Origin of the sequence: Salibaculum griseiflavum (assembly GCF_003129565.1) — a bacterium.
Taxonomy (GTDB): Bacteria; Pseudomonadota; Alphaproteobacteria; order Rhodobacterales; family Rhodobacteraceae; genus Salibaculum; species Salibaculum griseiflavum.
The window spans coordinates 215,442-240,388 of record NZ_QETF01000002.1 but is presented as its reverse complement, the minus strand read 5'-3'; the positions used below and the strand labels follow the sequence as shown (position 1 = coordinate 240,388).

General features: G+C 66.2%; 26 protein-coding genes and 1 pseudogene. 13 read left to right on the top strand and 14 right to left on the bottom strand.

What is annotated here, in order from left to right:
• Positions 1-22: 22 nt before the first annotated feature.
• The 4 genes from DFK10_RS03110 (at position 23) to DFK10_RS03095 (ending at position 3,171) form a co-directional block, all read left to right on the top strand.
• Positions 23-529: a peptidylprolyl isomerase gene (locus DFK10_RS03110; RefSeq protein ID WP_109386460.1), complete on the top strand. Its 507-nt coding sequence runs from the start codon at positions 23-25 to the stop codon at positions 527-529.
• Positions 522-1,079 carry a peptidylprolyl isomerase gene (locus DFK10_RS03105; protein WP_109386458.1) on the top strand — a complete coding sequence of 186 codons (558 nt, stop codon included), beginning with the start codon at positions 522-524 and terminating at the stop codon, positions 1,077-1,079. The genes DFK10_RS03110 and DFK10_RS03105 overlap by 8 nt, the downstream gene beginning before the upstream one ends.
• A 77-nt stretch (positions 1,080-1,156) precedes the next feature.
• Positions 1,157-2,122, top strand: a complete 966-nt coding sequence (locus DFK10_RS03100; protein ID WP_109386456.1) for a DUF3179 domain-containing protein — start codon at positions 1,157-1,159, stop codon at positions 2,120-2,122.
• 122 nt (positions 2,123-2,244) lie between these two features.
• Complete coding sequence (locus DFK10_RS03095; RefSeq protein ID WP_109386454.1) at positions 2,245-3,171, top strand: DMT family transporter; 927 nt, start codon at positions 2,245-2,247, stop codon at positions 3,169-3,171.
• On the opposite strand, the gene DFK10_RS03090 is transcribed toward DFK10_RS03095, so the two are convergent.
• From DFK10_RS03090 to DFK10_RS03070, 5 genes are read right to left on the bottom strand one after another with little or no spacing between them, the layout of a single operon-like run.
• The gene (locus tag DFK10_RS03090) at positions 3,114-4,493 is read right to left on the bottom strand and encodes a protein adenylyltransferase SelO (RefSeq protein ID WP_109386452.1); all 1,380 of its coding nucleotides are present in this window, start codon (positions 4,491-4,493) and stop codon (positions 3,114-3,116) included. The genes DFK10_RS03095 and DFK10_RS03090 overlap by 58 nt on opposite strands.
• A gap of 37 nt (positions 4,494-4,530) precedes the next feature.
• Positions 4,531-4,977 (bottom strand): GNAT family N-acetyltransferase, encoded by a 447-nt coding sequence (locus DFK10_RS03085; RefSeq protein ID WP_109386450.1) that lies wholly within the window; start codon positions 4,975-4,977, stop codon positions 4,531-4,533.
• Complete coding sequence (locus DFK10_RS03080) at positions 4,974-5,924, bottom strand: nucleoside hydrolase (protein ID WP_109386448.1); 951 nt, start codon at positions 5,922-5,924, stop codon at positions 4,974-4,976. The genes DFK10_RS03085 and DFK10_RS03080 overlap by 4 nt, the downstream gene beginning before the upstream one ends.
• Positions 5,925-5,965: 41 nt before the next feature.
• Positions 5,966-6,175, bottom strand: coding sequence for a hypothetical protein (locus DFK10_RS03075; protein ID WP_109386446.1), 210 nt, complete (start codon positions 6,173-6,175; stop codon positions 5,966-5,968).
• On the bottom strand, positions 6,168-7,313 hold the full coding sequence (locus DFK10_RS03070; RefSeq protein ID WP_109386444.1) for an aromatic ring-hydroxylating oxygenase subunit alpha: 1,146 nt from the start codon (positions 7,311-7,313) through the stop codon (positions 6,168-6,170). Before DFK10_RS03070 ends, DFK10_RS03075 begins: the two co-directional genes overlap by 8 nt.
• Before the next feature lie 95 nt (positions 7,314-7,408).
• On the opposite strand from DFK10_RS03070, the gene DFK10_RS03065 reads away from it, so the two are divergent.
• Positions 7,409-7,615 (top strand): hypothetical protein, encoded by a 207-nt coding sequence (locus DFK10_RS03065; protein WP_109386442.1) that lies wholly within the window; start codon positions 7,409-7,411, stop codon positions 7,613-7,615.
• A gap of 44 nt (positions 7,616-7,659) precedes the next feature.
• Positions 7,660-7,917 carry an EF-hand domain-containing protein gene (locus DFK10_RS03060; protein WP_109386440.1) on the top strand — a complete coding sequence of 86 codons (258 nt, stop codon included), beginning with the start codon at positions 7,660-7,662 and terminating at the stop codon, positions 7,915-7,917.
• Between the two features lie 117 nt (positions 7,918-8,034).
• On the opposite strand, the gene ilvN is transcribed toward DFK10_RS03060, so the two are convergent.
• Positions 8,035-8,598, bottom strand: coding sequence for an acetolactate synthase small subunit (gene ilvN, locus DFK10_RS03055; protein ID WP_109386438.1), 564 nt, complete (start codon positions 8,596-8,598; stop codon positions 8,035-8,037).
• A 296-nt stretch (positions 8,599-8,894) separates the two neighbouring features.
• Positions 8,895-10,649, bottom strand: coding sequence for an acetolactate synthase 3 large subunit (locus tag DFK10_RS03050; RefSeq protein WP_109386436.1), 1,755 nt, complete (start codon positions 10,647-10,649; stop codon positions 8,895-8,897).
• Between the two features lie 471 nt (positions 10,650-11,120).
• Between DFK10_RS03050 and DFK10_RS03045 the strand changes: the two genes are divergently transcribed.
• Positions 11,121-12,869 carry a calcium-binding protein gene (locus DFK10_RS03045; protein ID WP_109386434.1) on the top strand — a complete coding sequence of 583 codons (1,749 nt, stop codon included), beginning with the start codon at positions 11,121-11,123 and terminating at the stop codon, positions 12,867-12,869.
• A 63-nt stretch (positions 12,870-12,932) separates the two neighbouring features.
• Here DFK10_RS03045 and DFK10_RS03040 read toward each other — a convergent pair whose 3' ends face one another.
• The 4 genes and pseudogenes from DFK10_RS03040 to DFK10_RS03025 form a co-directional block, all read right to left on the bottom strand.
• Positions 12,933-13,754 (bottom strand): arginyltransferase, encoded by an 822-nt coding sequence (locus tag DFK10_RS03040; protein WP_109386432.1) that lies wholly within the window; start codon positions 13,752-13,754, stop codon positions 12,933-12,935.
• 77 nt (positions 13,755-13,831) lie between these two features.
• Positions 13,832-14,284 (bottom strand): RDD family protein, encoded by a 453-nt coding sequence (locus DFK10_RS03035; RefSeq protein WP_109386430.1) that lies wholly within the window; start codon positions 14,282-14,284, stop codon positions 13,832-13,834.
• 81 nt (positions 14,285-14,365) lie between these two features.
• Positions 14,366-14,815, bottom strand: coding sequence for a DUF2852 domain-containing protein (locus tag DFK10_RS03030; protein WP_109386428.1), 450 nt, complete (start codon positions 14,813-14,815; stop codon positions 14,366-14,368).
• A 124-nt stretch (positions 14,816-14,939) separates the two neighbouring features.
• Positions 14,940-15,409 (bottom strand): annotated as a pseudogene (locus tag DFK10_RS03025) (YbaK/EbsC family protein).
• 61 nt (positions 15,410-15,470) lie between these two features.
• On the opposite strand from DFK10_RS03025, the gene DFK10_RS03020 reads away from it, so the two are divergent.
• Genes DFK10_RS03020 through DFK10_RS03010 form a run of 3 tightly spaced genes read left to right on the top strand, consistent with a single transcriptional unit; the run spans position 15,471 to position 18,866 of the window.
• Positions 15,471-15,845, top strand: a complete 375-nt coding sequence (locus DFK10_RS03020; RefSeq protein WP_235866750.1) for a nuclear transport factor 2 family protein — start codon at positions 15,471-15,473, stop codon at positions 15,843-15,845.
• Positions 15,842-18,619, top strand: coding sequence for a [protein-PII] uridylyltransferase family protein (locus tag DFK10_RS03015; protein WP_109386424.1), 2,778 nt, complete (start codon positions 15,842-15,844; stop codon positions 18,617-18,619). Before DFK10_RS03020 ends, DFK10_RS03015 begins: the two co-directional genes overlap by 4 nt.
• Complete coding sequence (locus tag DFK10_RS03010) at positions 18,606-18,866, top strand: hypothetical protein (protein ID WP_109386422.1); 261 nt, start codon at positions 18,606-18,608, stop codon at positions 18,864-18,866. Before DFK10_RS03015 ends, DFK10_RS03010 begins: the two co-directional genes overlap by 14 nt.
• 222 nt (positions 18,867-19,088) lie before the next feature.
• Here DFK10_RS03010 and eda read toward each other — a convergent pair whose 3' ends face one another.
• Together eda and edd are read right to left on the bottom strand one after the other, a co-directional pair.
• The gene (eda, locus tag DFK10_RS03005; protein WP_109386420.1) at positions 19,089-19,730 is read right to left on the bottom strand and encodes a bifunctional 4-hydroxy-2-oxoglutarate aldolase/2-dehydro-3-deoxy-phosphogluconate aldolase; all 642 of its coding nucleotides are present in this window, start codon (positions 19,728-19,730) and stop codon (positions 19,089-19,091) included.
• Positions 19,731-19,754: 24 nt separating this feature from the next.
• On the bottom strand, positions 19,755-21,557 hold the full coding sequence (gene edd, locus DFK10_RS03000) for a phosphogluconate dehydratase (protein WP_109386418.1): 1,803 nt from the start codon (positions 21,555-21,557) through the stop codon (positions 19,755-19,757).
• 243 nt (positions 21,558-21,800) lie between these two features.
• Between edd and DFK10_RS02995 the strand changes: the two genes are divergently transcribed.
• The 3 genes from DFK10_RS02995 to DFK10_RS02985 are packed head-to-tail and all read left to right on the top strand — an operon-like array spanning position 21,801 to position 24,218.
• The gene (locus DFK10_RS02995) at positions 21,801-22,433 is read left to right on the top strand and encodes a DUF6778 family protein (RefSeq protein WP_109386416.1); all 633 of its coding nucleotides are present in this window, start codon (positions 21,801-21,803) and stop codon (positions 22,431-22,433) included.
• A gap of 40 nt (positions 22,434-22,473) precedes the next feature.
• Complete coding sequence (locus DFK10_RS02990; RefSeq protein ID WP_109386414.1) at positions 22,474-23,670, top strand: RSP_2647 family RNA methyltransferase; 1,197 nt, start codon at positions 22,474-22,476, stop codon at positions 23,668-23,670.
• Complete coding sequence (locus DFK10_RS02985) at positions 23,667-24,218, top strand: RSP_2648 family PIN domain-containing protein (protein WP_109386412.1); 552 nt, start codon at positions 23,667-23,669, stop codon at positions 24,216-24,218. Before DFK10_RS02990 ends, DFK10_RS02985 begins: the two co-directional genes overlap by 4 nt.
• Here DFK10_RS02985 and DFK10_RS02980 read toward each other — a convergent pair.
• On the bottom strand, positions 24,215-24,898 hold the full coding sequence (locus DFK10_RS02980) for a M48 family metallopeptidase (protein ID WP_109386643.1): 684 nt from the start codon (positions 24,896-24,898) through the stop codon (positions 24,215-24,217). The genes DFK10_RS02985 and DFK10_RS02980 overlap by 4 nt on opposite strands.
• Between the last annotated feature and the right edge of the window lie 49 nt (positions 24,899-24,947).

Here is a 24,947-nt window from a genome sequence, read left to right as displayed (position 1 = left end):
ACAGTCAATCAAGGAGACCGGCATGGCCGAAATCAAGGACCCCGAAAACACCATCCTCGTCGAGCTTGAGGGTGGCACCGTCACCATCGAGCTTCTGCCCGACGTGGCGCCCCAGCATTGCGACCGGATGAAAGAGCTGGCCCGCGCCGGGGCCTATGACGGGGTGATCTTTCACCGGGTGATCGACGGGTTCATGGCCCAGTCGGGCGACGTGCAATTCGGCAATACCAATGACGGCTTCAACCTGGCCCGCGCCGGCACTGGCGGGTCGGACAAGCCGGACCTGCCGGCCGAGTTCTCGAAGCTGCCCCATGATCGCGGCACGCTGGGCGCCGCCCGCGCGGCGAACCCCAACTCGGCCAATTCGCAGTTCTTCATCAATTTCAAGGACAACCATTTCCTCAACGGCCAATACACCGTTTATGGCCGGGTGATCGAGGGGATGGACCTGGTCGACAACATTACCAAAGGGGAGCCGCCCATGAACCCCGACAAGATGATCTCCGTGAAGGTGGCCGCCGATGCGTAAGCTTGCTGTCATCGCCGCCCTGATGGGCACGCAGGCCGCCGCGGCGGGTCTTGAGATCGAGGTCGCCGGCGAGGCCACCGGCACCATCGCCATCGACCTTTTCGAAGACAGCGCCCCGGGCCATGTGGACCAGATCACTGCGCTGGCCGAAGCGGGCGCCTATGACGGGGTGGTCTTCCACCGGGTGATCGACGGGTTCATGGCCCAGACCGGCGACGTGCAATACGGCGACCGCAATGCCGATGATTTCGACATGCGCCGCGCCGGCACCGGCGGGTCGGATCGGGGTAACCTCGAGGCCGAGTTCTCGGACAGCCTGTCCTTTGATCGCGGCGTGGTCGGCATGGCCCGCGCCGCCGATCCCGACAGCGCCAACAGCCAGTTCTTCATCATGTTCGCGCCCGCGCCCCATCTGGACAGCCAATACACCATCGTCGGCGAAGTGACCGAAGGCATGGAGGTGGTCGATGCCATCAAGCGTGGACAGGGCCGTAATGGCGCTGTGATCGGCGAACCGGACTGGATGGTTTCGGTCTCGGTCACCGACTGACGTCCCATCACGTTCCGGTCAGGGGGGCTGGGCGGCGACGCCCGGCCTCGCCATGCTGGGCGCAGGAGGACAATTCCATGCGCCATACATTGCTCGCCCTCACACTCTCGCTCTTCTGCAGTGCCAGTCTTGCCGACCCGCAAGACTGGGCGCGGGCATGGCCGGATACGGATTTCGAGACGACTGTTATCGACGATTGGTCCGAGATCATGTCCGGCGGTCCCCCCAAGGACGGCATCCCGGCCCTGACCGACCCCGGTTTTCTGCCGGCCGCCGACGAAACCCGCATCGCCGGGCGCGAGCCTGTCATCACCGTCGAGATCGCGGGCGAAACGCCACGCGCCTATCCGATCCGCTATCTCACATGGCATGAGATCGTGAACGACGTTGTCGGCGGCCGCCCCATCGCCGTGACCTTCTGCCCGTTGTGCAATTCCGGCATCACCTTCGATCGTCGGACCGAGGCCGGGGTGCTGGAGTTCGGCGTCTCCGGCAAGCTGCGCCATTCCGACATGGTCATGTATGACCGCCAGACCGAGAGCTGGTGGCAACAGGCGCTGGGCGAGGCAATCGTCGGCGAGTTGACCGGCATGGAACTGGACCGGCTGCCCACCTGGATGGAAAGCTGGGACGAGTTCATCGCCCGCAATCCCGACGGGCTCGTGATGGACGAACCGGCCTATCCGCGCGACTACGGCCGAAATCCGTATGTCAAATACGACAGTTCCACGCGGCCCTTTCTCTATCGTGGAGAAAATCCACCACATGGAATCCCGCCGCTGGTGCGTGTCGTCGCGATCGACGGGCAGGCCTGGCCTCTGACGCGTCTGGCCGAAGAGGGCCGGATCGAGGAAGCGGGATATGTCCTGTCATGGTCTGCGGGGCAGGCCTCGGCGCTGGATACGGCGCTGATCGCGGATGCGCGCGACGTGGGCACCGTTCGGGTCCGCGACGAGCAGGGCGCGGACGTGCCCCATGACGTGATGTTCGCTTTCGCCTTCCATGCCTTCTGGCCCGACGGACATTGGATGCTGGGGAACTGACCACCGCTTCTTTGGGGCCGAAATACCGCGGGGGAGTCGCGCGTCCCGCGCGACGGGGGCAGCGCCCCCGGCCTCGGGATTGGCCCATTGACTTCCGCGCCGTTCCCCCGTCCGTTGGCCCGATGGAAAAGAAAACCGAAATGGACCGCTTCGGTGCGCTGTCGCTGATCGGCTTCGCGATCCTTCTGGCCTTCAACCAGGTCGTGATCAAGGTCACGAACGAGGGGTTTCAGCCGGTCTTTTTCGCCGGGCTGCGCAGCGCCGGGGCCATCGTCGTCGTGGCGCTCTGGTTGCGTTACCGGGGCCTGTCCCTGACCGTGCCGCGCGATGTGCTGCCCTTCGCGGTGCTGATCGGGGTCGCCTTCGCGGTCGAATTCATTTTTCTTTTCATCGCGCTGGACCTGACCACCGTGGCGCGGACCTCGGTGCTCTTCTATACCATGCCGGTCTGGCTGGCGCTTCTGGCGCATTTCTTCATCCCCGGTGAGGCGCTCACCCCGCTCAAAGGGGCCGGTCTGGCACTGGCCGTGGCGGGCGTCGTGGTGGCATTCGCCGGGCGGCAGGGCGGGCCGGCCAGCCTGGCCGGCGACCTGCTTTCCATCGCGGGCGCGATGAGCTGGGCCAGCCTCGCCTTTCTGGCCAAGGGCACCCGGCTCCGGACCCTGCGCCCCGAGGTGCAGTTGTTCTGGCAGGTGCTGGTCTCGGCGCCGATCCTTCTGGTGGCGGCGCCGCTCTTCGGGGACTTGATCCGCGACGTGCAGGCCATTCACCTCTGGGGGCTGGCCTTCCAGATTCTCATCGTCGTCGGGGCCGGCTTCATCTTCTGGCTTTGGCTGTTGTCGATATACCCGGCGGCGGCTGTGGCCTCGTTCAGCTTTCTGACGCCGGTTTTCGGGGTCGGGCTGGGCTGGCTCTTGTTGGACGAGGCGGTCGGGGCGGAACTGCTGGTGGCCCTTGCGCTGGTGGCGGCAGGCCTTTTTCTGATCAACCGTCAGGTGCCGCAGAAGGTGCGCGAGACGCGCTCTTCCGGCGCGGGCGGCGCGGTATAGAGCGGATCAGCCGGGGCGAAGGGATCGGTCACCACCGACAGCATCTCGTCGAACGGGGCGAAGTCATCGGCCACGGCGGACTGGATCACGGCCTCGATCCGGTGCAGGCGCGGGATCACGCGCGGGTTGGATCGGGCCACCAGGTCCATGTCCGGCCCGCGTGCCTGCCAGCGCCGCGCCCAATCCTGCAGCCCCGCAGGCACATCCGGCAGGGCGGCGAACGTATTGGTGAAATCCAGGCCTTCCTGCGCCATATGCGTCAGGAACTCTTCGATCAACGGGCGGTCGTCCGGCGTGGCCTCGGCCAGCCCGAACTTGGCCCCGAAATGGCGCAGCCAGGCCGCCTCGTAGAGCGGCGGGAAGGCCTTGATCGCCTCGGTCAGGTCATCGACCGCCTTGTCCTCGTCCCCCATGATCGGCACCAGCGCGCTGGCGAACTGGGCGATGTTCCAATGGGCGATGGGCGGCTGGTTTGAATAGGCATAGCGCCCTTGCCGGTCGATCGAGGAAAAGACCGTGTTCGGGTGATAGGCATCCATGAAGGCGCAGGGGCCGTAATCGATGGTTTCGCCGGAAATCGCCATGTTGTCAGTGTTCATCACGCCATGGATGAAACCGATGGACATCCAGTGTGCCACCAGATCGGCCTGCACCTCCATCAAGGCGTGCAGCAAGCCCATCGGGCCACCGGCCCGAGGGAAATGCCGGGCGATCGTGTAGTCGGTCAGCTGTTGCAGCGCGTCGCGGTCGGCGCGAGCGGCAAAGACCTGGAAGGTGCCGACCCGGATATGGCTGGCGGCGACACGGGTCAGGATGGCGCCGGGCAGGGGGCCGTCCTCGCGCAGGACGGGCTCTCCGGTGGTCACGGCGGCCAGCGCGCGCGTGGTGGGCACGCCTATGGCGGCCATCGCCTCGGACATCAGGTATTCGCGGATCACCGGCCCGACCCAGGCCCGCCCATCGCCCATGCGCGAATAAGGGGTGGGGCCCGAGCCCTTGAGCTGAATGTCGAACCGGCCCGTGCCGGTTGCCACCTCGCCCAGCAGCAACGCCCGCCCATCGCCCAGTTGCGGGGAAAACCCGCCGAACTGGTGGCCCGCGTAAAGCTGGGCCAAAGGTGCGGCGCCTTCGGGCAGCGTATTGCCCGCGAAGATTTCGGCCAACTCGGCGGGGTCGTCGAAACCCTCCAAGCCGAGGGTCCGGGCCAGCGCGTCATTGAACGCGAAAAGCCGGGGCTCGCGCACGGGGGCCGCGCCCTGCCGGGTATAGAACCGGTCGGGCAGGGTGGCGTAGCTGTTGTCGAAGGGGATCGAAAGGGTCATGAGCCGAATCTAGGCGCGAATTTCCGAAAGCGAAGGGTCACAGTTTGCGGGACATCAGCGTGTAACGGTCGCGCAGGGCAAAACCCGCCCGCCCGTAGAATCGCTGAACCGCCGCATCCTCGCGGTCGACCTCCATGTGCAGCATGGTCACGCCCGCCTCGCGCAAGGCACCGGCGAGGTCGTTCAGCGCTTCGGTTGCAAGGCCGCGGCCGCGCACCGCTGGGCGCACGAACAGCTCGTCGACGAAGGCGTCGAGGCCGCCCATCTCGATCGCCCAGCCGAAACTGACCACGACATAGCCCACCGGCGCCCGGCGCGGCCCGAGCAGCCAGATCGCCCCAAGGGGCGACCCCTCCAGCAGGGGAAGCACCGCGCGTTCGCGGTGCGCGTCATCGAGGTCCAGTCCGAATTCCGCGTGAAAGGCTGCGATGAGGGGCAGCAGCTTGGCCGCGTCTTCGGGCCCGCATAGGTGCAGCTGGGTCATAGGCGTGCGATCCGGTTCGTCAGCAGGGCAAAGAACCGGTCGGCCTCCACGTCGCCGATGAACAGCGCGTTGGGCGCCCGGTCGGTCACGCGCCACCAATCGGCGACGGTCATGCCGCGGGTCAGGGCGCTGGCGGTTTCGATCTCGACATTGATATGACGGCCCGAGAACAGGTCAGGTTCCAGCAGGTAGGCGATGGTGCAGGGGTCATGCAGCGGCGCGCCCTGGCTGCCGTATTTTTCCTTGTCGAAGCGTTCGAAGAAATCCGTCCACGCGGCGACCGCATCGCCCACCGCCGTGCCCATCTCGCGGAAACCCTTGATATGGGCGGGCGTGGTCAGCGCCTTGTGCGTCACGTCCAGCGGCATGACCACCAGCGGCACGCCGGACCGGAACACGATCTCGGCGGCCTCCGGGTCCACGTAGATATTGAACTCCGCCGCCGGGGTGATGTTGCCCACCTCGAAATAGGCGCCGCCCATCAGCACGATCTCCTGAACCCGGTCCACGATATCGGGGGCCCGCTGGAAGGCGGTGGCGATATTGGTCAGCGGCCCGATGGGACAAAGCGTGACCGATTTCGGCGGCTCGCGGCGCAGGGTCTCGATCAGGAAATCGACCGCGTGTTGGTCTTGTAGCGGCATGGTCGGTTCGGGCAGCTCGGGGCCGTCGAGGCCGGTCTTGCCGTGGACATGCTCGGCGGTGACAAGGCTATGGGCCAATGGCCGGTCACAACCGGCGAATACCGGCACGTCCGTCCGGCCCGCCAGTTCGCAGATCTTGCGGGCATTGGTCTGGGTCAGCTCCAGCGGCACGTTGCCGGCCACGGCGGTGATACCCAGCAGGTCCAGCTCGGGCGCGGCCAGCGCCAGAAGGATGGCCACGGCATCGTCCTGGCCGGGATCGGTGTCGATGATGATCTTGCGGGGGGCTTGGGTCTTGCTCATGTCCCCTTGTCACCCCGGCGCGGCCGGGGCGCAAGGCCCGATCAGGCCCGGCCCAGACCGCGCAGCCGTTCATAGAGCGCATCGGCGGCGGAATGCCCGACATCCAGCGCGAAGACCCAGGCATGGGTCAGGTAGAAGCAGGCCGCGTCCATGTCGTTGGAGGTGGTCGCGGCCTCTTCGTAGAGGGCGACCAGCGCGACCCGATCATCGCGGGCATGGGCGTCCAGCAGGCGGCGGGCCAGGTCAGCCATGGGCCTGAAGCCTTCCCGCGACCCAGTCGTGGAAGCAATGGGTCGGGCTGTCCATCACGGGGCTGAACCGGCCGCCGTCGAAGCCCGGCGCGCTGCGGCCCTTCTGCATGCCCTCGCAGACGCCGATATCCTCTTCGAAAACGGTTTTCCAAAGGGTCGCGTTCTTGGCCCGCATGCCTTCGTCGGTCTGGGGCGTGGCATAGAACAGGTGGATATGCTCCCGGGTGCGGTCATGGGCCATGGGTTCGAGGATGATGGCGAAGGCATGGTCGCGCTGCACCCCCAACAGGACATTGGGATAGAGTGCCACGTATTCCCCGCCTTCGTCCCACTTTTCCGACAAGCCCGGGAAATCCGGGAAGACCTCTTCGTTGACGCCGCGCAGCTGCCGGTAGACCAGCGTGCCCTGGCCGGAATACTGCCCCGGCACCTCGATGTTGTAATGGTCTTCCAGCCGCGAATAGCTGTTCAGGCCCGGATGGACCCAGGGCAGGTGGTAGCTTTCGCAGTAGTTTTCGACCGCCAGTTTCCAGTTGGTGCCCACGTCCAGCATGAAGGTGCTGTCCGCCCCGCCATGGTAGAGCGGCACGTCGTGCTCTTTCCACCGCTCGAGCAGGTCCGCATGAACCTCTTCGAAGGGCGGCGCGGTGCCGTCGACATTGATGAAGACCACCTCGCGCCAGACATGACTGGGCACTTCGACCAGGCCCAGGTCGTCCTTCTTGATCGCCTCGTGCGTGTTGTGGCCCGGCCCGCCCACATGCGGGGTCGAGACCAGCTTGCCCTTGGTCGAGTAGCACCAGGAATGGTAGGGGCAGCGGATCGCGCCCTCGATCTTACGCGGCTCGGTCACCAGCACCATGCCGCGATGGCGGCAGATGTTCTGGAAGACCCGAACGTCACCGTCCTTGTCGCGGATCAGCAGCAGCGGCATGCCCAGAAAATCCATCGGCACGGCGTCCCCCGGTTCGGGCACGTCCGCGGTCACGGCCAGCCCCGCCCAGGTGGACATCAGCAGCGCCTGTGCCTCGGTGCGGAACATCGCGGGATCGGTGTAATGCGCGTTCGGCAGGCCGTTCGCGGTTTCGACCGGGCGGCGCACCGCATCCAGCGCATCGAGCTCGATATCCTTGGCCATCGGGCGAATCTCCTGTTGTCGCGTGGTGACCAAGAATAGCCCGCGCCGGGCGTCCGGGCCGCTATCGCAGCGACATGCGGTTTTCTCACCGCGACATGCCTGACGGCGAGTCGGAGGGTCGCACGGGCGGTGGATTGCCGGTTGCGGTGGCCGAAGATGCCGGTTTTCCGCCCATGGTCGGGCGCCGCCCGCAGACGGGCCAAGCGCCGCCGATCGTGACCCCGGCCCGGGGCGGCGGCGTGCGCAAAACATGCCCCGTGCGGCGCCGCTGTCGCGAGGGCGGGGCGGTCATGCTGATCTGACCGGGCCGGACAGGATCCGGCCCAAGCCTCAACAGGAGATCCCCATGACCAAGACTCCCATCCTTGCGATCGCCGCCATTGTCCTGGTGGCCGGTGCCGCCTTCGCCCAGGAGGCCGACCCGGTGATCGATGTGAACGGCGACGGCTTCTACAGCTTCCCCGAACTCAGCGCAGCCTATCCCGAACTGGATGCCGAGACCTTTTCGGAGATGGACACCACTGGCGACGGTCTGCTCGACATGGCAGAACTGACCGCTGGGCAAGAGGCGGGCATCATGCCGATGGACGACAGCGAAGGCTGATCAGCCCCGCATCGGGGCGCAGGACATGCAGAACCCCCGACCGGTCCCCCCAAGCCGGTCTGCACCCGCGCCCCTGATCCGCCCCGTCCCGGGACATGCCCCGGGGCGGGGTTCGGCCTAGGCGGCTCCGCGCGACAGGGCGGCGACGCCGGTGCGGGCCATTTCCACCAGGCCGATGGGGCGCATCAGGTCGGCGAAGGCGTCGATCTTCTCCGGTGTGCCGGTGATCTCGAAGACGAAGCTTTCAAGCGTGCTGTCCACCACGCTGGCGCGGAACACGTCCGCAAGGCGCAGTGCCTCGACCCGGTCTTCGCCCTTGCCGGTGACCTTGAAGAGCGCCAGTTCGCGTTCGACGCTGCGGCCTGCCACGGTCAGGTCATGCACCTCGTGCACCGACACGATCCGGCCCAGCTGGGCGGTGATCTGGTTGATGACCTGCGGCGTGCCGGTGGTGACGATGGTGATGCGGGATAGGTGCCCGGTATGGTCCACCTCGGCCACGGTGAGGCTCTCGATGTTGTAACCCCGGCCCGAGAAGAGGCCGATCACGCGGGCCAGCACCCCGGGCTCGTTTTCCACCAGAACGGCCAGCGTGTGCCGTTCCTCGTGGTCCGAGAAGGTGGGCCGCAGGTTGTAGGCGGAGTGGCTCGTGGAGCCTTTCTTGATTTTTAGCGCGGACATGTTTGTTCCTCAGTTTGCGTCGACGCAGCGAAAGTTGCGCATGGGACTCTCTTTCCTGGCGATCTCCGAAAGTGAAAGACAGACAGTGCGATTATCCGCATATCCGACGATCAGCATCATCTTTTCCCAGCCCAAGACCGACTCCATTTCTAACCATTGGTCTGGTATTCCCAATACGCCCAATGGCATCCTTTCAACGAACTGTACCAACGGTTCAGTTCGTTCGTCAGACCAAGCTGGCTGCCCAAGACAAACGAGTAGGGTGATTAGTGTCTTGGAGGTATTTCGACTAACGATCAAACCAGCACCGATCCCTTGCTGTCGATCACGCCCTGGGTCTCGGCCTCGCCCAGCAGCATCTCGTTATGGGCTTTGCCCGACGGGATCATCGGGAAGCAATTCTCGTGCTTCTCGACCAAGCAATCGAAGATCACCGGCCCGTCATGGTTCAGCATTTCCATGATCGCGTCATCGAGGTCCGCGGGGTCGTGGCACTGGATGCCCTTGGCGCCGAAGGCTTCGGCCAGTTTCACGAAATCGGGCAGGGCCTCGGACCAGCTGGACGAATAGCGCTCGCCATGCAGCAATTCCTGCCACTGGCGGACCATGCCCAGCCGTTCATTGTTCAGGATGAACTGCTTGACCGGCAGGCGATACTGCACCGCGGTGCCCATTTCCTGCATGTTCATCAGCCAGCTTGCTTCGCCGGCGACGTTGATGACCAGTGCGTCAGGGTGGGCCAGCTGCACGCCGATCGAGGCGGGGAAACCGTAACCCATGGTGCCCAATCCACCACTTGTCATCCAGTGGTTGGGATCGTCGAAGCCCATGAACTGGGCCGCCCACATCTGGTGCTGGCCGACCTCGGTGCAGATGAACCTGTCCTTGCGGTCCTTGGTCAGCGCTTCCAGCCGTTCCAGCGCGTATTGCGGGCGGATCGTGTTGCCCTCCTGGGCGTAGGCCAGGCAGTTGACCTTGCGCCACTCGCCGATCTGGTCCCACCAGCCGGCCAGCGCCTCGCGTTCGGTCTTGCGACCGCGCGATTTCCAGACCTTGAGCACGTCCTCCAGCACGTGACCCACATCGCCGATGATGGCGATATCGGTCTGGATGACCTTGTTGATCGAGGACGGGTCAATGTCGATGTGCACCTTCTTCGACTTGGGGCTGAACGCGTCGATCCGGCCGGTGATCCGGTCGTCGAACCGGGCGCCGATATTGATCATCAGGTCGCAATCATGCATCGCCATGTTGGCTTCATAAAGGCCGTGCATACCCAGCATTCCCAGCCACTTGTCGCCCGAGGCGGGGTAGGCGCCCAGGCCCATCAGCGTCGAGGTGATCGGAAAGCCCGTGGCCTCGACCAGTTCCCGCAAGAGCTGGCTGGCCGCCGGCCCGGAATTGATGACACCGCCGCCGGTGTAGAAGATCGGCTTCTTCGCCTTCTCGATGGCCGCGACCAGGTCGGTGATGCCCTCGATATCGCCCTTGACCTGGGGCTGGTAATGCGAGGTCATCGCCTTGGGGCCGGTATACTTGGCGCTGGCGAACTGCACGTCCTTGGGCACGTCGATCAGAACCGGACCGGGACGGCCGGAGGCCGCGACGTGAAAGGCCTCGTGAATGGTGCCCGACAGGGCCGCGGTATCCTTGACCAGCCAATTGTGCTTGGTGCAGGGGCGGGTGATGCCCACGGTGTCGGCCTCCTGGAAGGCGTCCGAGCCGATCATGAAGGTCGGAACCTGCCCCGAGAAGACCACCAGGGGGATCGAATCCATCAGCGCGTCGGTCAGGCCGGTCACGGCATTGGTCGCGCCTGGGCCGGAGGTCACCAGCGCCACGCCGACCTTGCCGGTCGAGCGGGCATAGCCCTCGGCCGCATGGATCGCACCCTGTTCATGGCGCACCAGCACGTGCTTGATCGAGTTCTGCTGAAAGATTTCGTCATAGATGGGTAGGACGGCGCCGCCGGGGTAGCCGAATACCGTGTCCACACCCTGATCGATCAAGGCCTGAACCACCATTTTCGCTCCGGTCATCTGTGCTGACATCGTCTTTTCCTCATCTCGTGACGTTGTTTGCGCTGCGCATAAAAAAGCCCCCGGCGGTGTCCGAGGGCGCATGGGTGTCCGTTATGGCAATACCGTTACCGGCCCATGCGCTTTGTCCCTACAAGTACCAGGATGTCGGTCATTCTCGTTGGCTTCCTTCTGCGTGCGCGCCAGTTTGCATGCACGCGCCCGAGGGTCAACCGCGAATTCGGAGAAAATGTCGCACCGGGGTGGCTTTTTGGAATTTTCTTTCTGGATATGTCGGGCGCGGGGCAGGTTCGTGAAGGCCGGGAACTCTATGTTTCCAAATGGGAAACAATCCCTCGCTGTCCTTAAGTACAGGTTCCGGGGGGCGGTTTCGCCTGTATCGTTTTGTCCTGTGGGGGATGTTCTGCCGGGGTCACCGGCCTTTTTCGGACATCCATAGTTTTGCACGGCCATCCCTTCGGATGGCCAGATAGGGGATTCCGAATGACCAAACTGATTGATCTCTTCAATGCCCAGGCCGCCTTGGACAGCTGGGGCGGGGGTATGATGGCAACCGCCAATGACGGCAGCGAGGTTGCGCTCTGGCTGGTGGCGACGCCCGGCGATCCGGACGTCTACGAGTGGGTTTTCGCGGCCGCCGACGAGGATGGCGACGTGGTGCCGCAATCGGGCGGTGTCGAGACGGTGGCGCTGGGCGTGCTGGTCGACGACCTCGACGACACGGCGATCTCGCTGGCCTATTTCAATGACGGGATCGGGGTCGAGTTCGGGGTGCCGGGCGAGGACCAGACCCGCGTCAACCTCACCGTGGCGGATTCCGTCCTTCTGGGTGCCCTGGCCTATGAGGGTCTGGACGGCACGCCGTTCCGCGACGGGCTCTTCGGGCGCGACGGCGACGATTATATCACCGGCGGTCATGCCCATGACTTCATCGCGGCAGGGTCGGGCGACGATGTTGTCTATGGCGGGCGCGGCGGCGATACCATCCATGGCCACCAGGGCGATGACAGCCTGTTCGGAAACAAGGGCGACGACATCATCCGCGGCTATACCGGGCATGACTACATCCATGGCGGTGAAGGCCATGATTTCATCAACGGCGGCATGGGCAATGACGAGGCCTATGGCGGGCATAACAACGACACGCTTTATGGCAATCTCGGCGAGGACAGCCTGCATGGCGGAGACGGGAACGACACGCTCTATGGCGGGGCCGGGGCCGACCGGTTGCATGGCAACAAGGGCAATGACTTCTTGTATGGCGGCAGCCAGAACGATTTCCTGCACGGGGCGTCGGGCAACGATACGCTCTGGGGCTCAAAGGGGCACGACACGCTGGTCGGCGCGCAGGGCGACGACGCGCTCTTCGGTGGCACCCAGGGCGATACGTTGATTGGCGGCGAAGGCGACGACCTGCTGCGGGCGGGCAATGGCTGGGATCATGTCTATGGCGGCGATGGCGCCGATACCGCCTGGGGTGGTGGCGGCAATGACTACATCGACACCTCGGGCAACGTGGACGCGGTGTTCGGCCTGTCCGGCAGTCCCGACCGGGGCTATCCGGGCCTGTTCGAGGCCGATGACGACCCCACCGATGACCGCGACGTTGTGAATGCCGGGGGCGGCAACGACACGGTCATCACCGGTGACGACGATGATATGATCCGAGCAGGGCAGGGCGACGACTACATCGACGCGGGCTTCGACGACGATTTCGTGCGCGGCAACGAGGGCGACGACACGATCATCGGCGGCGAGGGCAACGACACGCTGATCGGCGGCGCGGGCGACGATATCATCTATGGCGGGCTCGATCCGTCCTTCCCCGATGCACTGAACGTCGCCGACGACATGGGCGACCTGGTGACGGATAATGGCAAGGACATCATTCGTGGTCATGCCGGCGATGACAGCCTGTTCGGCGCCGATGACGATGACATCATCCATGGCGGCAAGGATAACGACTATATCATGGGCGGCGTCGATGACGACGTGCTGCGTGGCGGGGATGGCGACGACATCTTTGCCTATGCCGCGGGCGACGGGTCGGACGTGATCGAGGATTTCGGAAATGGCGCCGACAAGATCGACCTGTCCCAGACCGGCCTGACCTTCGATGACCTGTTCCTGAGCCAGGATGAGAGCGCAGCGATCATTGCCGCAGGGGACGTGACGATCCGCCTCGAAGGCACCGATGCCGAGGACCTTGACGCCGACGATTTCGTCTTCTGACCGGGGGGCGCCTGCGGGCGCTCCTTGCATTTCCGGCCTGTCCGGCGCCCTTGCAGAAGACCTCTAGCGGCCACCGTCGGGCAGGGTGATGCGCGCCACCTGGTCGGCGATCGGATCGACCTCCAGCGGGTGGGTTTCCGCCTCGTAGGAGGCGGGGTCTTTCAGGTCTTCCCAGTTGCCCCGGCGATAGACTTCCAGCGCGGCGAACTTGGCCTTGTAGCCCATCTTGTCGGACCCCGGCACCCAATAGCCCAGGTAGACATAGGGCAGGCCCAGCTCTCGGGCGATCTGGACATGGTCGAGGATAAGGTGGGTGCCAAGGGACTCCCGTGTCAGATCCGGGTCGAAGAAGGAATAGACCATGCTCAGCCCGTCATCGAGCATATCCGTCAGGCTGACCGCGCGCAGCTCGCCGCCGCGCCCGCTGCCGCCCTCGGCATATTCGATCAGCCGGGTGCGGATCGGGGTTTCCTCGACCATGGCGGCGAATTCGAACAGGTCCATATCGGCCATCCCGCCATCGGCGTGGCGGCTGTCCAGGTAGCGGCGGAACAGCTCGTATTGTTCCTCGGTCGCCCAGGGCGAGGAGGCGGTGCGCCGCAGATAGGAATTGCGCTTCCAGACCCGGCGCTGGCTGCGCGACATCTTGAAATCGGCCACCCGGATCCGGGCCGACAGGCAGGCCGTGCAATCCGCGCAGGACGGGCGATAGAGCACGTTCTGCGACCGCCGGAAGCCCTGTTTCGACAGGGTATCGTTCAGCTTCTCTGCATTCTCGCCTTGAAGGGCGGTGAACAGTTTCCGCTCCATCCGGCCCGGCAGATAGGGGCAAGGTTGAGGGGCCGTCACGTAGAACTGCGGCGCGATGGGAAGCGAGTGGCGCATGGGGCTTTCTGTTGCAGCTTTGAGGAAAGCCTAGCAAGGGCTGCAGCGGGGGCCAAGCCCCCAACGGTCGATCCGCGTCAGAGCGCGCGGTTGAGCGCCACCGTGCCCAGTAGAAGGTCGTGCAGGCCCTGTTTCTTGCGGGTCATCAGAGTGGTAAGGGCAGAGATCAGCAGGCCGGGAGAAACGATCATCAACCCGTAATGCAATGCGACGTGCCAGAAGGCCGTGCGACCGTCGAGCCGGAACCCCTCGGCGTCGCGCATCTCGATCGCCATCAGGCGCATGCCCCAGGTGGCCGAGCCGCCCGCCAACGTGGACCAGCGATAGAAGAAGCCGACCACCGCGACCATCAGCGGAAAGACGAAGAGGCCGATGAACAGGGTCAGCGGCAGAAGCAGCGCCGAGATCACGGCGGCCACCATCCAGTCGATGAGCCAGGCAAAGAGCCGCTTGAGCGGCACGCCTTCGTAGAACTCGGGCAGGCGCTCGGGGCTTGGGTGACCGGGGGTGTTGGGGCGGCGCGGGTTCATTGGGGGTCTCCGTCTGCGAAAATGGGGTGGCCGCCCGCAGGGACAGGACGGGCGGCCGGGGACGCGGGCGATCAGAACGGATCAGGCCGCGTTTTCGCTTTCGTCGCCATCGTCGTCGCGACGCTTGGCGCGGTCTTCCATGAACTGGTCGAACTCGGCCTTGTCCTTGGCTTCGCGCAGGCGCTGGAGGAAATCCTCGAACTGCTGCTGTTCCTCTTCAAGGCGGCGCAGCGTGTCCTGCTTGTAGGCGTCGAAGGCGGTGTTGCCGCTGGACTTGGTCGCGGCGCGATAGGAATGGCGGGTGCGCTTGGCGGCGCAGTTTCCAGAAAACATGCGTTTGCTCCAGATCATGTAGGCGAGAATGGCAAGGCCGACGGGCCAGACGAAGATGAATCCCAGCACCATGGCGGCGATCCATGCGCCCTTGCCCTTGTCGTCCAGCCAGGCTTCGGCGCGGGTGAACCAGTTGCCTTGCCGCACTTCGCGGGCATAAGGCGCGGTGTAATCGATATTCGTGGTCGAGGTGGACATTTCGGCTCCCAAGGTTTGCGTTTTCGATGTGAATGCTTTTCACATGAACACAGATGGGCAAGCCTTGCCTGTCCTTCAAGACAAGATGTGAATGTTTTTTACATTTTTTCGGAGTCGTCCCGGATCAGGCCGTGAAATCAGCGACTTGCGCCTCTGCCAGCGGCTGCAGTTTTTCCGGGGGGATCGGGAAGATATGGCGCGGCGTGCCCGCTGCGGCCCAGATTTCGGGGAAATCGGACAGGCGCGGATCCCAGTAGGCGCGGATCGGGTTGAGGTGCCCGACGGGCGCAACGCCCCGATTGCGAACCCGGTCTGCGCCCGCACCGCGTTTGCATCGGCGCGGTCCAGTGCCTCGCCCGCGACCTTTGCCGCCTTGGCCGCGTCCACCTGGTTGCCGCCGGCAGTCAGGAACAGGATGCAGTCGCCGCTGTCATGGCCCTGGAAGATGATCGACTTGCAGATCTGGTCGATGGCGCAGCCGGCTGCGGCCGCCGCCTGTTCGGCGGTGCGGGTCTCGGCCCCCATTTCCATCGGCTCGGCATCGATCCCGGCCGCTGACAGGGCGCCTTTGACGCGTTTCAGGCTCTTGCTCATGGTCTTCGCCCTCTCTAGCTTCGCGCCGAAGGCTAGTGATCCCGGCATGAAGGGCAAGAGCATGGATGATCTTTTGCAGGATGTGCTGACCATGGAATGCATGGTCTGGGACGCATTGGTGTCCGGTGACACGCGCAGCTATCGCGCGGCCCTGTCCGAGGATTTCGAAGGCGTCTATCCCGATGGCTTTTTCGGGCGCGAGGATCAGATCGCCACGCTGACCACCGGCCCGACCGTCGCCGCCTATCAACTGTCGCAGGAACGGGTGCGGCGGATCGGCGACGATCATGCGCTCTTGTCCTATCACGCGCGGTTCCAGCGGGCCGGGCAAACCGCCTGGGAAGAGATGCGCGTCTCGTCTCTCTGGCGGCGCGAGGGGGCGGGCTGGGTCAACCTCTTCAGCCAGGATACCCCCGAAGGACGCCCTGTCCCATGAGGTTCGCGTCCCGCATCACCCGGTCGCCCCATCCTCATGATACCGAGCGCGGCGCCGATGGCCGGGCGCTGTTCCCGGATCTTGCCCCCGAGGTGCTGGACGTGATCGAGGGCACCGCGGGCTGCAGCCCCTACCTGCTTGGCCTGATGCAGAAGGAGCGCGATTGGCTGCCCGGCGCGCTGGACGATCCCGAGGCGGCGCTGGAGGCGGAACTGTCGGACAAGGCCGCGCTGGAGCTGCCGAAACTGGGGGACGGTCTGCGCCAGGCCAAGCGGCGCGTGGCCCTTTTGGCCGGACTGGCCGACCTGGCCGGGGTCTGGCCCCTGGAAGATGTGACCGGTGCGCTGACGCGGTTGGCCGACATGGCGGTGGATACCGCGCTGAAACGGCTGGTCGCCGCAGAGATCGGGCGCGGCAAGCTGCCGGGGCTGAGCGAGCAGGATGCCGAGAGCGCGGGCGGCATGGTGGCGCTGGCCATGGGCAAGGGCGGGGCCTTTGAGCTGAATTATTCCAGCGATATCGACCTGATCTGCCTGTTCGATGAAACCCGGTTCGACCCGGGCGACTACCACGAGGCCCGCGCCGGGTTCATCAAGGTGACCCGCCGCATGTGCGCCCTGATCGGTGAAAACACCGCCGAGGGCTACGTGTTCCGCACCGACCTGCGCCTGCGCCCCGATGCCAGCGTCACGCCGGTCTGCCTGTCGATGGAAACCGCCGAACGCTACTACGAAAGCGTCGGCCGCACCTGGGAACGGGCGGCCTATATCAAGGCGCGGCCCTCTGCCGGGGATATCGCGGCGGGGGCGCGGTTCCTGGAAACCCTGCGTCCCTTCGTCTGGCGCAAGCACCTCGATTTCGCCGCCATCCAGGATGCCCATGACATGCGGCTGCGCATCCGCGCCCATAAGGGGCTGGGCGGGCCGATCACCCTGCCGGGGCACAACATGAAGCTGGGCCGGGGCGGTATTCGCGAGATCGAGTTCTTCACCCAGACCCGCCAGTTGATCGCGGGCGGGCGCGACGAAAGCCTGAGGGTGCGTGGCACGGGCGAGGGGCTGGCCGCGCTGGCCACAGCCGGCTGGGTGCCCGACGCTGATGCCGAAACGCTCTTTGCTCATTACCGCGCGCATCGCGAGATCGAGCACCGGGTGCAGATGATCCGCGACGCCCAGACCCACGACCTGCCGCAATCGGACGAGGAGTTCGACCGGCTCGCGGCTTTCTGCGGCACGGATGCGGAGAGCCTGAAGGCGACGCTGAAGGATCGGCTGGAGGAGGTCCACGAGTTGACCGAGGGGTTCTTCGCCCCCACCGAACCCACCACCGCCGCGCCCGATTTCGGCGAAGAGATCACCGACCGCTGGCTGACCTATCCGGCGCTGCGCTCGGACCGGGCGGTGGAGATCTTCAACCGGCTGAAGCCGATGCTGCTGTCGCGCCTGTCCGAGGCCGCGAAACCCGACGAGGCGCTGCTGGCCTTTGACGGGTTCCTGCGCGGGTTGCCTGCCGGGGTGCAACTGTTCTCGCTCTTCGAGGCGAACCCGCAGCTGACCCGGCTGATCGTCGATATCGCCGCCACGGCCCCGGCGCTGGCGCAGTATCTCGGCCGCAACTCCGGCGTTCTGGACGCGGTGATCGGCGGCAGCTTCTTCGAGGAGTGGCCGGGGGTGGCGGCGCTCACCGACGCCTTGAGCAAGGTGCTGGACCAGGCCCCCGATTACGAGGCGCGGCTGGACACGACCCGGCGCTGGGCCAAGGAATGGCATTTCCGCACCGGCGTGCATCACCTGCGCGGGTTGATCGACGCGGGCGAGGCGGGGCGGCAATATGCCGACCTGGCCCAGGCGGTGATCGCCGCGCTCTACCCACATGTGGTGGCACAATTCGCCGAGAAGCACGGGGCGCCGCCGGGGCGGGGCGCGGTGGTCCTCGGCATGGGATCGCTGGGGGCCGGGCGCATCCACGCGCAATCCGATCTGGACCTGATCGTGATCTATGATGGCGCCGAAGCCGAAGGCTCCGACGGGCCCAAACCGCTTTCGGTTCGGCCATATTACGCGCGGCTGACGCAGGCGCTGGTGACGGCCCTGTCGGCGCCCATGGCCGAGGGGCGGCTCTACGAGGTGGACATGCGGCTGCGGCCTTCGGGCAAGCAGGGGCCGGTGGCGACCGCCTTCTCCAGCTTCGAAAGCTACCAGATGGAGGAGGCCTGGACCTGGGAACACCTTGCCCTGACCCGTGCGCGCGTGGTGGCCGGCCCGGAAGATCTTGGGGCCGATGTCGAGGCCAGCCGGGCGCGGGTTCTGGCGGCCAAGGCCGGGGGGGATACGGTGCGCGGTGACGTGGCGGCCATGCGCGCACGCATCGCCGCTTCCAAACCGCCCCAGGGCATCTGGGATGCGAAGATCGGGCCGGGGCGTCTGCAGGATGTGGAACTGGCCGGGCAGGCGCTGGCGCTGCTGTCGGGCAGCACCGCCCATGCCACGGCGCACCAGCTGTCGGAGGCGGCCGCAGCCGGAGTTGTCGCCCCCGAACAGGCAGAGCGCCTGCGCGGTGCGGCGGACCTGTTCTGGAGCCTGCAGGCCAGCGGAAAACTTCTCAGCGGCGGGGTCATGGACCCCGACGCGCTGGGTGCGGGCGGGCGGGCGATGCTCCTGCGTGAGACCGGCGAGGAAGACATGGAGACATTGGCGGCACGGATCGCGGAGGTCTCGGAGCAGGCCGCCACGACGATCACCGCGATTGTGGGAGAGGAAGATGAGACCAGTTGACGAAAACGATCCCAAGGGCCTGATCTACGAGGCCTACCGGATCGAGGGCATCACGACCGAGGAATGCCGGACGATCTTCCTCGACTGGGCGTTGAGCCTGCAGCAGGTCGAGGCCGGCGCCGCGATCCCGGTGCTGCTGGATCGGCACGGGGAAGAGGGGCACCCGATGACAGAGGTGCTGCGGGACGGGCTGGACAGTGCCGGCCCGGCACGCCGCCGTGGCGGGCGCAAGGCGCGGCTGGGATGAGGTCTTGCGCCAGCTGACGCTGTCGCCGGGGCGCGCGGGCCTGCGGCCCGCGCCCGGTGGGGGCGCTGCCCCCGTCCGCCCGGTGGGCGGACTCCCCCGGAGTATTTCCGGCGAGATGAGACGATGGAGCGGGGCGCGTGCAACGGTCGGCTCGCGGGCCAGCCGGACCTTTGCATGACGCCGTGGGCCAGGAGCGCAAGACCGCCCCGCTTTCGGGTGGTCCTAGCGGGGCAGGGCGGCGGCCTCGGCGGCCAGGGCGGTGATGCCGGCCCAGTCGCCCGCCTTGACCAATTGCGCCGGGGCGACCCAGCTGCCGCCGACGCAGAGCGTGTTGGACAGGGACAGGTAGTCGGGCGCATTGGCGAGGCTGACACCGCCCGTGGGGCAGAACTTCACCTGCGGGATCGGGGCGCCGATCGCCTTGAGTGCCTTGGCCCCGCCATTGGCCTCGGCGGGGAAGAATTTCTGCACATGGTAGCCGCGTTCCAGAAGGGCCATGGCCTCGGTCGCGGTGGCGGCGCCGGGCAGGAGCGGCAGATCATTGGCCTCGCAGGCATCGAGCAGCCGGTTGGTGGCACCGGGGGAGACCCCGAAGGTGGCCCCGGCCTCTTTCGCGCGTTCCACGTCATCGGCGGTCAGCAGCGTGCCGGCGCCAACCACGCCGCCCTCGACCGCGGCCATCTCGCGGATCGCGTCCAGCGCGGCCGGGGTGCGCAGGGTGACTTCCAGCGCGGGCAGGCCGCCCTTGATGAGGGCACGGGCGAGGTCGGCGGCGCTTGCCGCGTCATCGATCACCAGCACCGGCACGACGGGGGCGAGGTTGCAGACCTTGGCGGTGAGTTCGGAGGCGTGTTCGGGGGTCATGCGCGTGTCTTTCGGTGTATTGGGTCAGAGGATGACCGAGGCGCCCTCGGTCGACAGGCCGCAGCTTTGGCGGAAGGTTTCGAACAATTCGCGGCCCACGCCGTTGCCATTGCCGGCCAGGTCGGCCTCGGCGGGTTCGCGCCCCTCCAGGCTGGTCAGGCAATCGAGCCGGCCGCTTGTGGCGTCGAGCCGCAGCACGTCGCCATCCCGCAGCAGCGCGATGGGTCCGCCGCGCGCGGCCTCGGGGGCCACGTGGATCGCCGCGGGCACCTTGCCCGAGGCCCCGGACATGCGCCCGTCGGTGACCAGCGCGACCTTGTGCCCACGATCCTGCAGGACGGACAGGACCGGGGTGAGCGCATGAAGTTCCGGCATCCCGTTGGAGCGCGGCCCCTGGAAACGGACGACGATAATCGTGTCGCCTGTGAATTCGCCGGCCTTGAAGGCGGCCTTGACCTGTTCCTGGTCGTGGAAAACGCGGACCGGCGCCTCGATCACGTGGCGCTCGGGCGCCACCGCCGAGACCTTGATGACCGCGCGGCCGAGATCGCCTTCGAGCTGGACCAGCCCGCCGGTGGGCTGGAACGGGTCCGAACAGGGGCGCAGGATCTTGTCGTTGCGGGTCTCGGTCGGGCCGTCGGTATAGGTGATCTTGTCGCCGTCGAGCTTGGGATCGCGGGTATAGAGCGACAGCCCGTCGCCGGCCACGGTCTTGACATCCTCGTGCAGAAGCCCGGCATCCAGAAGTTGCGCGATCATGTATTGCAGCCCGCCTGCGGCGTGGAAATGGTTCACGTCGGCCAGCCCGTTGGGATAGACCTTGGCCATCAGCGGCGTCATTGCGGAGATGTCCGCGAAATCCTGCAGGTCGAGGATGACCCCGGCCGCCCGCGCCATGGCGGGCAGGTGCAGAACGAGGTTGGTCGAGCCCCCAGTGGCCATCAGCCCGACCATGCCGTTGACGAAGGCCTTTTCGTCGAGGATTTCGCTGACCGGGCGGAACTCGTTGCCAAGGGCGGTGATCTGCAGCGCTCGTTCGGTGGCCGCGCGGGTCAGGGCCTCGCGCATCGGCGTTCCGGGATTGACGAAGCTGGCACCGGGCAGGTGCAGGCCCATGACCTCCATCAGCATCTGGTTGGTATTGGCGGTGCCATAGAAGGTGCAGGTGCCGGGGCCGTGATAGCTTTCCATCTCGGCCTTCATCAGTGCGTCACGACCGACCTCGCCGGTGGCGAATTGCTGACGCACGCGAGATTTTTCGTCATTCGGCAACCCGCTGGTCATCGGCCCGGCGGGCACGAACACGCCGGGGATATAGCCGAAGGTGGCCGCCGCCATGACCAGCCCCGGCACGATCTTGTCACAGACGCCAAGGTAAAGCGCGGAGTCGAAGGTGTTGTGCGACAGGCCCACGGCGGCGGCCAGCGCGATCACGTCGCGCGAGAACAGCGAGAGTTCCATGCCGGTCTGGCCCTGGGTGACGCCATCGCACATGGCCGGCACGCCGCCCGCGACCTGCGCGGTGCCGCCGGCTGCGCGCGCGGCCTGACGGATCACGTCCGGAAAGTGTTCGAACGGCTGATGCGCCGACAGCATGTCGTTATAGGCGGTGACGATCCCGATATTGGCGCTGCGCTCATCGGTCAGCGAGGCCTTGTCCTCGCCCATGGCGGCATAGGCATGGGCCTGGTTGCCGCAGGACAGGTGCGCCCGGCGGGGGCCTTCGGCTGCCGCCGCCGCCATGCGGTCCAGATAGGTCCGGCGGGTCGGCTCGCTGCGGGCGATGATCCGGTCGGTGACTTCCTGTAGTTGCTTTCGAACGCTCATATCGGTCTCTCGCTGTTCATCGCGGGGGCGGTTGCCGGTCATCTAGCACAGATAGTTAGCGCTAACAAGCGTGGTTGGGCAGGCGTTTGCCGCCGTCGGTTGGCCCCGTTCTTACCCCCCGATTGCCCCGTTCGCATCACAGTTTCGCCCCAGTCTTAAGGGAAAAATAACCAAGACTTAAATCGAAACAATCCGGTCCGGAGATGGCGTTTCGCCATTGCGCAGGGACCAGGAGGACCTGAGATGAAGAAGATCAAGCTCGCAGTGCTGCTCGGACTGGGCATGGTGGTTTCCGCCTGTTCGACCTTCGAGGGCCCGACCCGGAATGCGCCGATGCTGGCACCTCAGCTGGCCACGGCCGCCCCCGAGTCTGAGCCACGCGACTACCGGCTCCAAGCCGTGCGCTTTGCCGCGCCCGCCGATCTGACGGTGTCCGAGGCCAATTCCTTCTACCCGGTGGCCGATATCGTCTGGCGCGGTGACCCGATGGGCGATCGCAAGATGCAGATCTCCGAGATTTTCCAAACCGCGATCCGCCAGGGCGCTGAAGGTCTGGACGGCGCCACCCCGGTGATCGTCGACGTGACGCTGGCCCGGTTCCACTCCCTGACCGAGCGGACCCGGTATTCCGTGGGCGGCGTGCACTCGATCAAGTTCGACCTGACCATCCGCGATGCTGAAACCGGGGCCGTGCTGGAGCCCACCCGCCGCGTGAACGCCGATCTGCCGGGGCTGGGTGGCCAGGCCGCGATCATGGCCGAGCAGCGCGGTGAGACGCAGAAGGTGCGTATCCTTGCTCATCTGACCGCATTGTTCCGCGACAACCTGACCGGCTTGCCGGGGCAGGGCACCACGCCGGACCAGCCCGCCAGCTGACCCCTTTCCCAACACGCCGGAACCGATTAGGAGGGCTGCCATGACGCAGCCCTCCTTGCCGTTCGTGCGGCTTCTTCCCAAGACGAAACCCCAGGCGATCCGGCACGGATTCCCCTGGGTCTATGCCAATGAACTGGTCCTGGACCGCCGCACCAAGGCGCTCGCGCCCGGAAGTTTGGCCGTCTTGCAGGATGCCGACCGCCGCGACCTCGCGCTGGTCACGGTCAACCCGGCGTCGCGCATCGCCGCGCGGGTGCTGGACCGCGACCCGGCCGCGCTGCTGGACGAGACCTGGCTGCGGGGGCGGCTGAACCGGGCGCTTTCGATGCGCGCGGCGCTTTATGATGCGCCCTATTACAGGCTGATCCATGCCGAGGCGGATGGCCTGCCCGGTGTCGTCATCGACCGGTTCGGTGACGTGGCCGTTGTGCAGCCCAACGCGGCCTGGGCCGAGGCGCATCTGGATATCCTGGTTCAGGCGCTGGTGGCGGAAACCGGCGTGGATTGCGTGATCAAGAATGGCACCGGCCGGGCGCGCGGGTTGGAGGGCCTGCCCGAGGAGATGGCCGTGGTCCATGGCAGGGCCCCCGATGGCCCGGTGCCGGTGCCGATGAACGGCGCCACCTACATGGCCGACCTGATGGGCGGGCAGAAAACCGGCCTGTTCTATGACCAGCGCCCCAACCATGCCTTCGTCGCCGGCCTGTCACGCGGTGCGCGGGTGCTGGATGTCTTTTCCCATGTCGGGGGCTTTTCGCTGGCGGCGCTGGCCGGAGGGGCGGCCTCGGCGCTGGCGGTGGACGGGTCCGCCCCGGCGCTCGACCTTGCCCGGGCGGGCGCCGAGGCGGGCGGCATGGCTGACCGCTTCGACACCCGGCAGGGCGACGCGTTTGAGGTTCTCGCCGCGCTGGCCGAGGACGGCGCCACCTTCGATGTGGTCATCTGCGACCCACCGGCATTTGCCCCCAGCAAGAAGGCGCTTGAGGCCGGTCTGCGCGCCTATGAGCGGATCGCCCGCATGGCTGCCCCCTTGGTGTCCGAGGGCGGGTTCCTGACCTTGTGCTCCTGTTCCCATGCCGCGGATCTGAAACGGTTCCGCGATGCCAGCGCGCGGGGTATCGGCAAGGCCGGGCGGCGCGGGCCGCTGATCCATACCGGCTTTGCCGGGCCGGATCATCCCCAGCTGCCGCAACTGGCCGAAAGCGGCTATCTCAAATCGCTGGTCTTCCGCCTGTGAAAGTCCTGATCGACGCCTGCGTGCTCTATCCCACGGTGATGCGCCAGATGGTGCTGGGTGTCGCCGAGGCGGGGGCCTTCACCCCGCTCTGGTCCGAGCGCATCGAAGAGGAATGGGCCCGTGCGGCCCGCAAGATCGGCCCCGAGGGCGAGACCATTGCGCGGGGCGAAATCGCCGCGCTGAGCTTGCGCTTTCCCAAGGCGGTGGTGCCCGTGCCGCAGGGGGCCGAACGGCGCTTCTGGCTGCCCGATCCGGCGGATATTCACGTCTTGGCAGCGGCGGTCGGGGCCTCGGCCGATGCGATCATGACGCTGAATGCCCGGGACTTCCCCCGCGATGTGCTGGCCGAGGAAGGCCTTGCACGGGTCGATCCGGACACGTTCCTGATGGGCATCTGGCAGGCCCAGCCAGAGCTGGTTGCCCATGTGGGCCAAGCCGTTCTGGCCGATGCCCGGCGCCTGTCGGGCGAGGAATGGGAGATCCGCGCGCTGCTGCGCAAGGCAAGGTTGCCACGGCTGGGCAAGGCGCTGGCAGGGCGGGGCGCTTAGCCGCCCCACTTGGCCTCGTTCGCCTCGATCGCCTTGATGCGCTCCGCGGTCTTCGGATGGCTCATCAACCAGGCCGGCATGGCCGCGCCACCCGCGCCGGTCATCCCGTCCAGCTTCTCGAACAGGGATTTCTGCGGCGCGGTCCCGATCCCGGCCTTGAGCAGCAGGGCCGAGGCATAGGCGTCCGCCTCGTATTCATCCGACCGGCTGAGCCGCGCCATCAGCAGCGACATGGCCGAATTGGCGATGATAGGGCCGATGCCGGGCAGGAAGCGCGACAGGATCATCGCCAGCGCCGTGCGCAGGGCGTTCTGGCCGGAAAAGTCGATCATCCGGCGCCGGGCATGGCCAAGGGCCACATGGCCCAGCTCGTGCGCGATGACGCTGGCCAGTTCGACCGCCGTCACCTCGCCCGCGCGATACTTGTTGTAGAATCCTCGGGTGATGAAGATCCGTCCGTCCGGCGCGGCCAACCCGTTCACGGCCTCGATCTCGTAGAGATGCACCTTGATGCGGGGCACATCGACCACGCGGGCCAGATCGTCGGTCAGGGCCTTCAGTGTGGGATCGACCAACTCGGTCGAGCGGGCGTCAAGCTCTCGCTTGGTCCGCCAGACGGAAAAGCGATAGAGCAGGAGGCCATAGAGCAGGGCCAGAAGGATCGGGGCGAAGCGCAGCATGACCATGAGATAGGCGCGCGGGGCAGGGGCGGCAAGCGTGCATCTGCGC

Coding starts and splice junctions, on each gene's coding strand:
- DFK10_RS03110 (WP_109386460.1), top strand. CDS start 23: ATGGCCGAAATCAAGGACCCCGAAAACACCATCCTCGTCGAGCTTGAG.
- DFK10_RS03105 (WP_109386458.1), top strand. CDS start 522: ATGCGTAAGCTTGCTGTCATCGCCGCCCTGATGGGCACGCAGGCCGCC.
- DFK10_RS03100 (WP_109386456.1), top strand. CDS start 1,157: ATGCGCCATACATTGCTCGCCCTCACACTCTCGCTCTTCTGCAGTGCC.
- DFK10_RS03095 (WP_109386454.1), top strand. CDS start 2,245: ATGGAAAAGAAAACCGAAATGGACCGCTTCGGTGCGCTGTCGCTGATC.
- DFK10_RS03090 (WP_109386452.1), bottom strand. CDS start 4,493: ATGACCCTTTCGATCCCCTTCGACAACAGCTACGCCACCCTGCCCGAC.
- DFK10_RS03085 (WP_109386450.1), bottom strand. CDS start 4,977: ATGACCCAGCTGCACCTATGCGGGCCCGAAGACGCGGCCAAGCTGCTG.
- DFK10_RS03080 (WP_109386448.1), bottom strand. CDS start 5,924: ATGAGCAAGACCCAAGCCCCCCGCAAGATCATCATCGACACCGATCCC.
- DFK10_RS03075 (WP_109386446.1), bottom strand. CDS start 6,175: ATGGCTGACCTGGCCCGCCGCCTGCTGGACGCCCATGCCCGCGATGAT.
- DFK10_RS03070 (WP_109386444.1), bottom strand. CDS start 7,313: ATGGCCAAGGATATCGAGCTCGATGCGCTGGATGCGGTGCGCCGCCCG.
- DFK10_RS03065 (WP_109386442.1), top strand. CDS start 7,409: ATGCCTGACGGCGAGTCGGAGGGTCGCACGGGCGGTGGATTGCCGGTT.
- DFK10_RS03060 (WP_109386440.1), top strand. CDS start 7,660: ATGACCAAGACTCCCATCCTTGCGATCGCCGCCATTGTCCTGGTGGCC.
- ilvN (WP_109386438.1), bottom strand. CDS start 8,598: ATGTCCGCGCTAAAAATCAAGAAAGGCTCCACGAGCCACTCCGCCTAC.
- DFK10_RS03050 (WP_109386436.1), bottom strand. CDS start 10,649: ATGTCAGCACAGATGACCGGAGCGAAAATGGTGGTTCAGGCCTTGATC.
- DFK10_RS03045 (WP_109386434.1), top strand. CDS start 11,121: ATGACCAAACTGATTGATCTCTTCAATGCCCAGGCCGCCTTGGACAGC.
- DFK10_RS03040 (WP_109386432.1), bottom strand. CDS start 13,754: ATGCGCCACTCGCTTCCCATCGCGCCGCAGTTCTACGTGACGGCCCCT.
- DFK10_RS03035 (WP_109386430.1), bottom strand. CDS start 14,284: ATGAACCCGCGCCGCCCCAACACCCCCGGTCACCCAAGCCCCGAGCGC.
- DFK10_RS03030 (WP_109386428.1), bottom strand. CDS start 14,815: ATGTCCACCTCGACCACGAATATCGATTACACCGCGCCTTATGCCCGC.
- DFK10_RS03020 (WP_235866750.1), top strand. CDS start 15,471: ATGGATGATCTTTTGCAGGATGTGCTGACCATGGAATGCATGGTCTGG.
- DFK10_RS03015 (WP_109386424.1), top strand. CDS start 15,842: ATGAGGTTCGCGTCCCGCATCACCCGGTCGCCCCATCCTCATGATACC.
- DFK10_RS03010 (WP_109386422.1), top strand. CDS start 18,606: ATGAGACCAGTTGACGAAAACGATCCCAAGGGCCTGATCTACGAGGCC.
- eda (WP_109386420.1), bottom strand. CDS start 19,730: ATGACCCCCGAACACGCCTCCGAACTCACCGCCAAGGTCTGCAACCTC.
- edd (WP_109386418.1), bottom strand. CDS start 21,557: ATGAGCGTTCGAAAGCAACTACAGGAAGTCACCGACCGGATCATCGCC.
- DFK10_RS02995 (WP_109386416.1), top strand. CDS start 21,801: ATGAAGAAGATCAAGCTCGCAGTGCTGCTCGGACTGGGCATGGTGGTT.
- DFK10_RS02990 (WP_109386414.1), top strand. CDS start 22,474: ATGACGCAGCCCTCCTTGCCGTTCGTGCGGCTTCTTCCCAAGACGAAA.
- DFK10_RS02980 (WP_109386643.1), bottom strand. CDS start 24,898: ATGCTGCGCTTCGCCCCGATCCTTCTGGCCCTGCTCTATGGCCTCCTG.